Annotated in this window: 7 protein-coding genes; 6 read left to right on the top strand and 1 reads right to left on the bottom strand. The window is 73.9% G+C overall.

Annotated features, from left to right (window positions below; translation table 11 throughout):
• Nucleotides 1-234 precede the first annotated feature (234 nt).
• Both ABD236_RS09600 and ABD236_RS09595 read left to right on the top strand, forming a co-directional pair.
• Complete coding sequence (locus ABD236_RS09600) at nt 235-1,020, top strand: TIGR03936 family radical SAM-associated protein (RefSeq protein WP_344072415.1); 786 nt, start codon at nt 235-237, stop codon at nt 1,018-1,020.
• A gap of 263 nt (nt 1,021-1,283) precedes the next feature.
• Nucleotides 1,284-5,300 (top strand): Rne/Rng family ribonuclease, encoded by a 4,017-nt coding sequence (locus tag ABD236_RS09595; RefSeq protein ID WP_344072413.1) that lies wholly within the window; start codon nt 1,284-1,286, stop codon nt 5,298-5,300.
• A gap of 409 nt (nt 5,301-5,709) precedes the next feature.
• On the opposite strand, the gene ABD236_RS09590 is transcribed toward ABD236_RS09595, so the two are convergent.
• Nucleotides 5,710-7,575: a hypothetical protein gene (locus ABD236_RS09590; RefSeq protein ID WP_344072411.1), complete on the bottom strand. Its 1,866-nt coding sequence runs from the start codon at nt 7,573-7,575 to the stop codon at nt 5,710-5,712.
• A 325-nt stretch (nt 7,576-7,900) separates the two neighbouring features.
• Between ABD236_RS09590 and rplU the strand changes: the two genes are divergently transcribed.
• The 4 genes from rplU to ABD236_RS09570 all read left to right on the top strand — a co-directional run bounded on the left by rplU (nt 7,901) and on the right by ABD236_RS09570 (nt 12,139).
• Nucleotides 7,901-8,221, top strand: a complete 321-nt coding sequence (gene rplU, locus ABD236_RS09585) for a 50S ribosomal protein L21 (RefSeq protein ID WP_015033583.1) — start codon at nt 7,901-7,903, stop codon at nt 8,219-8,221.
• Between the two features lie 14 nt (nt 8,222-8,235).
• The gene (gene rpmA, locus ABD236_RS09580; protein WP_108955339.1) at nt 8,236-8,490 is read left to right on the top strand and encodes a 50S ribosomal protein L27; all 255 of its coding nucleotides are present in this window, start codon (nt 8,236-8,238) and stop codon (nt 8,488-8,490) included.
• Nucleotides 8,491-8,643: 153 nt separating this feature from the next.
• Nucleotides 8,644-10,083, top strand: a complete 1,440-nt coding sequence (gene obgE / locus ABD236_RS09575; RefSeq protein ID WP_344072404.1) for a GTPase ObgE — start codon at nt 8,644-8,646, stop codon at nt 10,081-10,083.
• Between the two features lie 322 nt (nt 10,084-10,405).
• Nucleotides 10,406-12,139, top strand: a complete 1,734-nt coding sequence (locus tag ABD236_RS09570) for a stealth family protein (protein WP_344072402.1) — start codon at nt 10,406-10,408, stop codon at nt 12,137-12,139.
• Nucleotides 12,140-12,214: the final 75 nt, after the last annotated feature.

Genomic DNA, 12,214 nt, shown 5'->3' with positions numbered 1-12,214 from the left:
CGGAACCCCGCAGCCCGTCCGACGCGTACTCTGGGTAGTACAACTACTGCCTCCGGCGCGGTGCCCGCCCCCGAGATCTCCCTCCGTACGACGGAGGGATGAGCCGGGTGGCGCGCGGGCCGTGACCGGAGGGCCCCCACAGGACAGGTGGGCGGCGCCCACCGCGCCCGCCCCGCACGAGGAGAAGAACCACTGGGCAAGCGACAGCCCGAAGGCCCGCCGCCCGCACCCGCGGTGCAGCGCATCCGACTGCGCTACACCAAGCGCGGCCGCCTCCGGTTCACCAGCCACCGTGACTTCCAGCGCGCCTTCGAGCGCGCGCTGCGCCGCGCCGAGGTGCCCATGGCGTACTCGGCGGGCTTCACCCCGCACCCCAAGGTGTCGTACGCGAACGCCGCCCCCACCGGCACCGGCTCCGAGGCCGAGTACCTGGAGATCGCGCTCACCGAGCACCGCGACCCGGCGACGCTGCTCGCGCTGCTCGACGAGTCGCTGCCCACCGGGCTCGACATCACCGACGCCGTGGAGGCCCGCACCTCGGGACTCGCCGACCGGCTCACCGCCTCCGTCTGGGAGATGCGGCTCGACGGCGTGCCCGTCGAGGACGCCGAGAAGGCCGTCGAGGCCTTCCTCGCCGCCGAGACCGTCGAGGTCCAGCGCCGCACCAAGAACGGCATGCGCACCTTCGACACGCGCGGCGCCGTCGCCGGGCTCCAGGCACTTCCTCCACAGGCTGATAGGCCGGTGGACAAGCCCTGTGCGATACTGCGCCTGGTGGTACGGCACCTGACACCTGCCGTGCGACCCGACGACGTCCTGTCCGGTCTCCGAGCTGTGGCCGACCTGGCGCCGCCGGTCCCCGCAGCGGTGACCAGGCTGGCGCAGGGGCTCTTCGACGAGGAGTCCGGCACGGTGACCGACCCGCTCGCGCCCGACCGCGAGGCAGCCCCGGCCGCTCCACCCAAGGCCGCCGGGACCGCTTCTGCGACGGCGCCTGAGGGAACCTCCCTGGCCCTTTAGGCCTTGGGGGCGGTCCTGCCGCGCAAGGGCACGTCGTTGTAGCGCAGCCCTGGTACTCGGGAGCCACCTGGGTCGGGCCGCGCACTGACCAGGAGACTTTCGCCAGGCCGTACGTACATCGCGTACGGAACCGGCGAGCCGGACATATCAGCTCCCGTGCGGCGCCCGCGCCCCGGACGGCGGCACCCGCGCTCATCGCGCGGACGTGCCGCCGGACCGGAACCAGGCGCGGCGCCCGGGAGCGTGACGGGAGCTACGCCCGCATGCTTGAGAACGAGAAGAACGAACCCGGCGTGACCGGGGACGACAACAACAGCCCCAGCGACACGCTGCCGCCGCGCCGCCGACGCCGCGCCGCGTCGCGGCCCGCCGGTCCGCCGGGAGCCGCCGGCGCCGACGCGCCCGAGACGCCCGCCGCGGCCACCGAGGCCCCGGCCGCCGAGGCCCAGGCCGGGACGCCCGCCGCCGAGGAGGCCGCTCCGGCCCGTCCGCGTCGCCGCGCCACCCGCAAGGCGACCGCTCCCTCGGGTGCGCCCGCCGCTGCCGCCGCCGAGGAGACCCCGGCCGAGGCGCCTGCCTCCGCCGAGGCCCCCGCCGCCGAGGAGGCGGCCCCCGCCCGTCCGCGGCGCCGTGCCACCCGCAAGGCGACCGCCCCGGTCGGCGCGCCCGCCGACGCGGTCGAGGCCGTCGAGGCCCCGGCCGCCGCCGAGCCCGAGGCCGAGGCCGCTGCCGAGGAGCCGGCCGCTCCGGCGCGTACGCGTCGTCGTGCGACCCGTAAGGCGACGGCTCCGGCCGGTGCGCCCAAGGCCGCCGAGGAGGCGGAGGTCGTGGTGGCGGCCGAGCCCGCGGAGGGCCCGGCTGCCGTTGAGCCCGAGGCCGTCGAGGAGAGCGCCGCCCCGGCTCGTACCCGCCGCCGCGCCACCCGCAAGGCCACCGCGCCCGCCGGCGCCCCCGCCGCCGAGGAGAGCCCGGCGCCCATCGGCGCGCCGCCGGCCGTCGCCGCCGAGGACCCGGTCGCCTCCCCGGCCGAGGAGGCCGCCGTCGTGGCCGCTGCCGAGGAGCCGGCCGCTCCGGCGCGTACGCGTCGTCGTGCGACCCGTAAGGCGACGGCTCCGGCCGGTGCGCCCAAGGCCGCCGAGGAGGCGGAGGTCGTGGTGGCGGCCGAGCCCGTGGAGGCCCCGGCCGCCGTTGAGCCCGAGGCCGTCGAGGAGAGCGCCGCCCCGGCGCGCACCCGCCGCCGCGCCACCCGCAAGGCCACCGCGCCGCAGTTCACCCCGGCCGCCGCCGAGGAGGCGGTGAAGGAGCCCGCGAAGGCGGCGGCGCCCGAGGCGCCGCAGGCCGAGGAGAAGCCGGAGACCGGCCGGTCCCGCCGCCGCGCCACCCGCCCCGCCGTCGCCGTCTTCCAGGCGCCGGTCTTCCACGAGCCGATGTTCCAGACCCCGGAGACCGCCGCCGCGGCCGCCGCCCAGGCCGCCGTCGAGGTGCCGGAGGAGGCCGAGGACGAGGAGGCGGTGGAGACCGTCGCCGAGCCCGTCGTCGAGCAGGCCGAGCCGCAGGGCGGCTCGCGCCGGCGCCGCCGCCGTCGCGGCGAGAGCGCCGAGGCCGCGCCCGAGCCGCAGGCCCCCGCCGCCGAGGAGGAGCCGGAGGCGGAGTCCGCCGAGGACGAGCCGGAGGGCGCCGAGGCCGAGGAGCACGAGGACGACCGTCCCTCGCGCCGTCGCCGCCGCGGTGGCCGCCGCCGTCGCCGGGGCGAGTCCGCCGAGGCCGAGGAGAACGAGGCGGAGGAGTCCGCGGAGGCCGAGGCCTTCGAGGACGAGGACGAGGAGTCCGAGGACACCCCGTCCGCCGCCGGTACCAGCAGCAGCCGTCGCCGTCGCCGGCGCCGCCGTCGCAGCGGTGACGGGGGCGACCACGAGACGGGCTCGGACGACCCGGAGCGCACCGTCGTCAAGGTCCGCGAGCCGCGCCCGGCCCGCGAGAAGGCCGAGCCGTCCGACGAGGTGCAGTCCATCAAGGGCTCGACCCGTCTGGAGGCGAAGAAGCAGCGCCGCCGCGAGGGCCGCGAGCAGGGCCGCCGCCGGGTGCCGATCATCACCGAGGCGGAGTTCCTGGCGCGCCGCGAGGCCGTCGAGCGCGTGATGGTCGTCCGGCAGAGCGGCGAGCGCACCCAGATCGGCGTCCTGGAAGACAACGTGCTGGTCGAGCACTACGTCAACAAGGAGCAGGCCACCTCGTACGTCGGCAACGTCTACCTGGGCAAGGTCCAGAACGTGCTGCCGTCGATGGAGGCCGCCTTCGTCGACATCGGCAAGGGCCGCAACGCCGTCCTGTACGCCGGTGAGGTCAACTTCGAGGCGCTGGGCATGGCCAACGGGCCGCGCCGCATCGAGGCCGCGCTCAAGTCCGGCCAGTCGGTCCTGGTGCAGGTCACCAAGGACCCGATCGGCCACAAGGGCGCCCGTCTGACCAGCCAGGTCTCGCTGCCCGGCCGCTACCTCGTGTACGTGCCCGAGGGCTCGATGACCGGCATCAGCCGCAAGCTCCCGGACACCGAGCGGGCGCGGCTGAAGACCATCCTCAAGAAGATCGTCCCCGAGGACGCGGGCGTCATCGTGCGCACCGCCGCCGAGGGCGCGAGCGAGGACGAGCTGCGCCGTGACGTCGAGCGTCTGCAGGCCCAGTGGGAGGAGATCTCCAAGAAGGCCAAGCAGATCACGACCTCCTCGCCGAGCCTGCTGTACGGCGAGCCGGACATGACCGTCCGCGTGGTGCGCGACATCTTCAACGAGGACTTCACCAAGGTCATCGTCAGCGGCGACGAGGCGTGGGAGACCATCCACGGCTACGTCTCGCACGTCGCCCCGGACCTCGCCGACCGCCTCCAGCGGTGGACCTCCGAGGTCGACGTCTTCGCGACGTACCGGATCGACGAGCAGCTCGCCAAGGCGCTGGACCGCAAGGTCTGGCTGCCGTCCGGCGGCTCGCTGGTGATCGACAAGACCGAGGCGATGATCGTCGTCGACGTCAACACCGGCAAGTTCACCGGCCAGGGCGGCAACCTCGAGGAGACCGTCACCAGGAACAACCTGGAGGCGGCCGAGGAGATCGTGCGCCAGCTGCGGCTGCGCGACCTGGGCGGCATCGTCGTCATCGACTTCATCGACATGGTCCTGGAGTCCAACCGGGACCTGGTGCTGCGGCGCCTGCTCGAATGCCTGGGCCGCGACCGTACGAAGCACCAGGTCGCGGAGGTCACCTCGCTGGGCCTGGTCCAGATGACCCGCAAGCGGGTCGGACAGGGTCTGCTGGAGTCCTTCTCCGAGACCTGTGTCCACTGCAACGGGCGCGGCGTGATCGTGCACATGGAGCAGCCGACCGGCGCCGGTGGCGGCGGCAACGGCAAGCGCTCCAAGAAGCGCGGCCGGGGCGGCGACGGGCACGACCACGAGGTGCACGAGCACGAGGTGGCTGCGGCCGGGGTCGTCGAGACGGGCGTCTCCGTCGACGCCGACGCCGACGCCGATGCCGACGTCGACGTCGTCGAGACCGAGGCGGAGGTCGCGGCCGAGGTCGCGGCTCCCGTCGCGCTCGCCGAGCCGGCGTTCGTGCCGGACGAGGAGCTGTACAGCAGCGCCGCCGAGGCGGAGGCGGCGGCCCGTGGCGGCCGTTCGCGCCGCCGCGCGACCCGTAAGGCGTCGGCCCCGGCCGGTGCGCCGCGGCGGGCCGCCGAGCCGGTCACCGAGGCGGAGCCCGTGGTGGCCGAGCCGGAGCCGCAGCCGGTGACGGTGGCGTCGTTCATCGAGGACGAGGCGCCGCGTGGGCGTACCCGGCGCCGGGCCACCCGCAAGGCGTCCGCCCCGGCGGGCCCGCCGGTCGCGGCCGAGCCGGTCGTGGTCGAGCCCGAGCCGGTCGTGGTCGAGCCCGTGGTGGCCGAGCCGGTGGCGGCCGAGCCCGCTGTCGAGGAGGCGCCGGTCGCCGCCCCGCCGAGGGCGCGTCGCCGGGTGACCCGCAAGGCCACGGCGCCTGCCGGTTCGCCGTCGGGCGCGGAGGAGGCGGCGGTCCTCGTGGTCGAGACCGCGCCCGCTCCTGCGGCCGCCGAGCCGGAGGAAGAGGCCCCGGCCCCGGCCAAGAAGACGGCTCGCAAGACGGCCAAGAAGGCCACGACCGCGAAGAAGGCCGTCGCGAAGAAGGCCGTCGCGAAGAAGACGGCGGCCAAGAAGACGGCGGCGAAGAAGACCGCGAAGAAGGCGGTGGCCGAGCCGGTGTCCACGGAGAGCTGATCTCTGCCGGTACGACGAGGAGGCCCGCCCCGGCCAAACCCGGGCCGGGCCTCCCCGTTTCCCCGGCCTTCGTCTGCGGCCCGGTGGCCGGTTGCTCGCGCAGTTCCCCGCGCCCCTGGGGGAGTCGGGCCGGAGTTCGTCTGCGGGTCGTGTCGGGCTGAGCGCGCAGTTCCCCGCGCCCCTAAAAGCCGGGGGTTGGCTCCCTCGGCGTGCCGGGAGCGGGGGAGAACAGGGCCGTAGGCCCGTTCCTTCAGGGGCGCGGGGAACTGCGCGACCAGCCCGCCACCGGCCCGCAGACGAAAGCGACTCACCCCGGCAGAGCCGCACCGAGCTGAACCGGTGCCCTACAGGGGCGCGGGGAACTGCGCGAGCGACCACCCACCCAGCCGCACACAAAGTCCGGGCACAGTCAGTCGCGGTGGGCTCGCCGCGCCGTGCGTAGCTGGTTCGCCAGGAACAGGGACGCCAGGGTCGGGATCGTGGCCCGGTAGCAGTCCGGGGTCGTGGCCCAGGCGTACACCGACGCCGGGACCAGCACAGCGAGCCCTCCCACCCGCACCCGCCACCAGCCACGGCTGCGCGGAACCGGGATCGCCGGAGTCCCCAGGTCCGTGGAGAGGGAGTCCCGGATGCCCCGCAACACACCCCGGCGGGCGAGGAGTTGCGCGCCCGGGACGGAGCGCAGCACCTCGTCCTGGGAGCCGAAGCCCGCAGGGAGCGGCGGCAGCCCGAGCGCCGCCACCAGGTCCGCCTGGCGCGCCCCGGGCGAGTCCGCCCCCCGCAGCAGCGCCACCAGCGGCCGGGCGTCCCGTACCGAGAAGGCCGCCGCCAGCGCCTGCGCCGTCGCGGAGGCCGCCGCGTGGTCGGTGACCGGGGCCACCGGGTCCCACTGGTGGGCCGCGGTCTCCGTGCCCTTCTGGAGGAGCGAGAGCCCGTACCGGGGCCCGCTGCGGCGCAGCACCAGCGCGGGCCACTTCTCGCCCGTGGTGAAGCTGCCGGCCGCCGCCGTCAGCCGGTCCTCGCGGGCCAGCGCGGCCCGCCGCCCGGGAGCCGGGTCGGGGACGAGCTCCACGTAACTCGTACCGGGCCGCGCGGGCGCGATCCGCAGCGAGACCCCGCACATCAGCGCGGCCTCCGCGACCTGGTGCGGCGGCGCGGCGGCTATCACGAGGGCGCGCGGCTGCCCGGGGCCACCTGCCGAGGAGTCGCCTGCCGACGGGCCGCCCGAGGGGCCGCCCGAGGGGGCGGCGGGCGCGGCCGGGGCGCGGCCGGGCCGCGAGAACAGCGGCGTACGCGAGGCCAGCTGCATCCGCACCCCCGACCGCAGCTCCACGAACTCGGTGCGCGGCTCGCCCAGATAGGCCCACGGATACGTCCGCGCCCGCACCCCGATCGCCCGGAACACCTCCAGCGCCTCGGCCCACCGCTCGTGCAGGATCAGCATCAGGACGAGGTGGTTGCGGAAGTCCGCCGCGTCCGGGTCGCCCGGCTCGTACCAGGTGGACAGCTCAAGGCCGCGCTCGACGGCCGCGTCGATCCTGGCCCGCTCGACGGGGCTCTGGCGCGGGTCGTCGGAGACCACCACGTACTCGACGGCCGCCAGCAGCGGCAGCGCGTGCAGCTTGGAGCCGGGCAGCGCGCTCTCGGCGGCCCGCTCGGCGAAGGCGAACATCTCGCCGTGCGAGCCGTACCACTTCTCGGAGAGGTACTGCAGGGCCGCCGCGTGGCAGCCGTAGTGGTGCGGCGAGCGGGCGACGGCCTCCGCCCAGTACGCGTCGAACACCTCCCGGGAGGCCTGGCTGCCACGGGCGTGGGTGAGCGCGATCTGCCAGGGCACCGGGTCGGTGGGGTTGAGCCGGGCGGCCGCCGACGCCACCGGGACCGCGTCGCCCAGCAGCGCGAAGAACGCCTGGAACTGCTCGGGCGCCACGTCCCTGGCGCGCGCCGCGCTGCGTATCTCCCACGCCTGGTGGACACAGAGCTCGGCCTTGACCAGCACGGCGTCGGGGTCCTCGGGCGACTCGTCGAGCCAGTCGTCCAGCCAGCCGGGGCTGTGCAGGGCGGCCGCGGCGAGCTGGGTGACATAGGTGCTGCGGCGCTCCCACTCGGCCCGCTCGCGGGTCCCGGCGAGCAGGGCGGCGGCCGGGCCGCGGTCGCCCGCGTGCAGGGCGGCCAGGGCGTCGGCCATCGGGCCGTCCGGGGCGTCGACGGTGACGGCCTCGTCGGGCGGCAGGTCCGCGCCCACGGACGAGCCGTGGCGGAGCATGCGGGGCATGGAGAGCAGCGAACGCAGGTGCACGAGTGATTATTGAATCAGTGACCGCCGGGGGCCGGGCCCCGGGCCCGGGGCAGCGAGGAGCGGGGGCCCGGGGCGGCGGGGCCCGGGCGGCGGGCCGGAGTCCTGGTTTGACCCCTGGGAGGGCGGCCCGTAACCTTGACCCTCGGCGTGTTTCCATGCGCGCCCACCCCTGAGCACCTCCCTCCCGGCGGCCGTCCGCGGCTGTGGGGAGAGGCCGCTCGTCCATTCCGGATCAGCACGGGTTCGCCCGTGTGACGCGGCTGGCTTCAGGGGTTCCGTTCCGAGCGAGAGAGAGATCCGCGTGTACGCCATCGTGCGCAGCGGTGGTCGCCAGCACAAGGTTGCTGTCGGCGACATCGTTGAGGTTGACAAGATTTCCACTGCCAAGGTTGGCGACACGGTCGAGCTCTCGACCCTGCTCGTTGTCGACGGCGACGCTGTCACCAGCGACCCGTGGGTGCTGGCCGGCATCAAGGTCACGGCCGAGGTCGTCGACCACCACAAGGGTGCCAAGATCGACATCCTTCGGTACAAGAACAAGACCGGTTACCGCCGTCGCCAGGGCCACCGCCAGCAGTACACGGCGATCAAGGTCACCGGCATCCCCGCGGCTGCGAAGTAAGGGACTGAGGAGACATGGCACACAAGAAGGGCGCATCGTCCACCCGGAACGGTCGCGACTCCAACGCTCAGCGGCTCGGTGTGAAGCGCTTCGGCGGTCAGACCGTCAACGCCGGTGAGATCCTGGTCCGCCAGCGTGGCACCCACTTCCACCCGGGCGCCGGTGTCGGCCGCGGTGGCGACGACACGCTGTTCGCCCTGGAGGCCGGCGCGGTGCAGTTCGGCACCCACCGTGGCCGCAAGGTCGTGAACATCGTTCCGGTCGCCTGACCGGTTCTTACGTGAGGCGGACCTCACTTCCCGTACGGACGCCGTACGGGAAGCAGGTCCGCCTTTCGCGTGTTTCTAATGAAACACGGCATTACAACGACATTCCGTACTCCCCCGGCCTCCCGCCGGGGGGACCCCCAGGAGGCAAAGCCCATGACCACCTTCGTGGACCGCGTCGAGCTGCACGTCGCCGCGGGTAACGGAGGCCACGGCTGCGCCTCCGTGCACCGGGAGAAGTTCAAGCCGCTCGGCGGCCCCGACGGCGGCAACGGCGGCCGCGGCGGCGACGTCATCCTGGTCGTCGACCAGTCGGTGACCACGCTGCTCGACTACCACCACAGCCCGCACCGCAAGGCCACCAACGGCGCGCCCGGCGCCGGTGACAACCGCTCCGGCAAGGACGGCCAGGACCTGGTCCTGCCGGTCCCGGACGGCACCGTCGTCCTCGACAAGGACGGCAACGTGCTCGCCGACCTGGTCGGCCAGGGCACCACCTTCGTCGCCGGCCAGGGCGGCCGCGGGGGCCTCGGCAACGCGGCGCTCGCCTCCGCCCGGCGCAAGGCCCCTGGCTTCGCGCTGCTCGGCGAGCCCGGCGAGGCCCGCGACGTGGTCATGGAGCTCAAGACCGTCGCGGACGTGGCCCTCGTCGGCTACCCGAGCGCCGGCAAGTCCTCGCTGATCTCGGTGCTCTCCGCCGCCAAGCCCAAGATCGCGGACTACCCGTTCACCACCCTGGTCCCCAACCTCGGCGTGGTCACCGCGGGCTCCACCGTCTACACCATCGCCGACGTCCCCGGCCTCATCCCCGGCGCCAGCCAGGGCAAGGGCCTGGGCCTGGAGTTCCTGCGGCACGTGGAGCGCTGCTCGGTCCTGGTGCACGTCCTGGACACCGCCACCCTCGAGTCCGACCGCGACCCGGTCTCCGACCTCGACATCATCGAGGCCGAGCTCAAGCAGTACGGCGGGCTCGAGGACCGGCCCCGTATCGTCGTCCTCAACAAGATCGACATCCCGGACGGCCAGGAGCTCGCGGACATGATCCGCGGCGATCTGGAGGAGCGCGGCTACCAGGTCTTCGAGGTCTCCGCGGTCGCCCGCACCGGTCTCAAGGAGCTCTCCTTCGCGCTCGCGAAGATCGTGGGCGAGGCGCGGGCCGCCAAGCCCGTCGAGGAGGCCACCCGGATCGTGATCCGCCCCAAGGCGGTCGACGACGCGGGCTTCACCGTCACCTACGACGAGGCGGCCGAGGTCTACCGGGTGCGCGGCGAGAAGCCGGAGCGCTGGATCCGCCAGACCGACTTCAACAACGACGAGGCCGTCGGCTACCTCGCCGACCGCCTCAGCCGGCTCGGCGTCGAGGACCAGCTGATGAAGGCGGGCGCCCGCGCGGGCGACGCCGTCGCCATCGGCCCCGAGGAGAACGCGGTCGTCTTCGACTGGGAGCCGACGATGATGGCGGGCGCGGAGATGCTGGGCCGGCGTGGTGAGGACCACCGCCTGGAGGCCCCGCGCCCCGCGGCGCAGCGCCGCCGGGACCGCGAGGCGGAGCGGGACGAGGCGCAGCAGGAGTACGACGACTTCAAGCCGTTCTAGCCGAGCGGCTCGGTCCGGCTGCGGGCGGGTTGCCCAGGGGCGCGGGGCTGTGACATGTGCGGCTCCGCCGCGCGGGCGCGAGCAACCCGGCACGGTCCGCAGCCGGACGGCGGCTTTCGTCTGCGGACCGTCGTGGCTGAGCGCGCAGTTCCCCGCGCCCCCAACTACCTAGGGGCGCGGGAAACTGCGCGACCAGCCATCCACGGCCCGCAGCCGAATCCGCACCGGGAAAACCCCTCTTCGGAGGCCGGAGGCCGCAGCGGCATACTGGACACGTTCAGCAAACGTACGATGTCCACCGAACGTCAAGGAGTAGCCCCCCGTGCGTAATCCCGAGGCACCGAGACTGCTGGGGGTCTACCGGCGGGCCGTGCCCGAGAGCGTCCGCAAGGCGATCGTCTCGCAGGTCGACGCCGATATGCGACGCCGCGTCAAGATGCGCATCGCCGGCGGCGCCGCCGTCGCCGAGAAGATGCGCGCCGCCCGCGTCACCAAGCGCTACCAGGCCCTCGCCTCCGGCGCCGACCGCGCCGTCGTGCACGTCGGCAAGGACCCCAAGGTCGCCCTGGTCACGCCCGGGGTCACCCCGCTCCAGGCCCGCCGCGCCAACCTCGACACCGTGCTGCGCGCCCTGCACGCGGCCGGTCTCGACCACTTCTGTGTGCGCGGCCGCTCGGAGACCGCCTCCGCCGTCGCCGTCCGCGAGGACGACCGTACGGCCGTGCTGAAGGTCCTCGAAGCCCTCTGCGGCGACCAGCCCGGCTACGTCACCCACGTCAAGGGCAACAACCCGGTCCCCGAGACCTCGCTGCCCGGCTACGAGGACGCCACCTGGCGCCGGTTCAAGAGCGCCGGGACCGTCCGCGTCACCTGGTACCGCACGGACGACACGCACCGCCTCATCCTCGGCAACCGCTACGGCTGCGACGTCGAGTTCTGGCACGAGGAGGACGGGCAGCTGGTGCCGCCGCGCGTCGGCAAGCTCGCCGAGACGCTCGCCCTGACGGGCCCCACCACCCGCGTCTCCGAGGCCTACTTCACCTACCTCGCCCCGCGCGAGGCCCCCGACGCCGCCCAGGTGCCGACCCGCGCCGAGTTCGCTATCCACCCCACCGACGAGATCACCTTCCCGATCGACGTCGTCTACACCTGGGTGAACGGCGCCGACCCCGACTGGCTGCGCCGCCGCGCGGCCTTCACCGGCGAGACCTACCACGCCGAGGCCGCCAACGCCGCGCGCTACCTCAGCCGCGACGAACTGCGCTACTCGCTGCGCTCGTTGCACATGTACGCGCCCTGGGTGCGCACCATCTACCTCGTCACCGACGACCAGACGCCGGAGTGGCTGGACACCAGCCAGCCCGGCATCAAGGTCGTCAGCCACAAGGAGATCTTCCGCGACCCGGGCCTGCTGCCCACCTTCAACTCGCACGCCATCGAGAGCCAGCTCCACCACATCGACGGCCTCGCCGAGCACTTCCTGTACTTCAACGACGACGTGATGCTCGGCAACGAGGTCACCCCGCAGGACTTCTTCCTCTCCAGCGGCCTCACCAAGTTCTTCCCGTCGCCCGCCCTCGTCCCGCTGGGCGCGCGCACCCCCGAGGACCCGCCGGTCGCCGCCGCGGGCAAGAACAACCGCCGCCTCATCGAGGAGCGGTACGGGGCGGTCGTCGTGCAGAAGATGAAGCACATGCCGCACCCGCTGCGGCGCAGCCTGCTCACCGAGATCGAGACCGAGTTCGAGCCGGAGTACCGCTACACCGAGGCGAGCCGGTTCCGCTCCGAGGACGACATCTCCATCTCGTCGTCCCTGCACCACTACTACGCGTACCACACCCAGCGCGCGGTGCCCTCCGAACTCCCGTACACCTACCTGGACCTGACCCACCCGTGGACGGAGACCCGGCTCGGGCGCCTGCTCGCCAACCGGGACAAGACGGTGTTCTGCGTCAACGACACGGTGTCCACGGAGCAGGACGTGCACGAGCAGAAGGACCTGATCACACCGTTCCTGGACGCGTACTTCCCGGTGCCCAGCCCGTTCGAGAAGTAACGCCCGCCCGAGCGGGTGGCAGAAAGGGGCTCGCCCCGGACCACGAGGTCCGGGGCGAGCCCCTTTTCCGTATCC

It is taken from the genome of Streptomyces crystallinus (genome assembly GCF_039521265.1).
Lineage (GTDB): Bacteria > Actinomycetota > Actinomycetes > Streptomycetales > Streptomycetaceae > Streptomyces > Streptomyces crystallinus.
This window is presented reverse-complemented; position numbering and strand designations above follow the sequence as displayed.

Coding starts and splice junctions, on each gene's coding strand:
- rpmA (WP_108955339.1), top strand. CDS start 8,236: ATGGCACACAAGAAGGGCGCATCGTCCACCCGGAACGGTCGCGACTCC.
- ABD236_RS09590 (WP_344072411.1), bottom strand. CDS start 7,575: ATGCCCCGCATGCTCCGCCACGGCTCGTCCGTGGGCGCGGACCTGCCG.
- ABD236_RS09595 (WP_344072413.1), top strand. CDS start 1,284: ATGCTTGAGAACGAGAAGAACGAACCCGGCGTGACCGGGGACGACAAC.
- obgE (WP_344072404.1), top strand. CDS start 8,644: ATGACCACCTTCGTGGACCGCGTCGAGCTGCACGTCGCCGCGGGTAAC.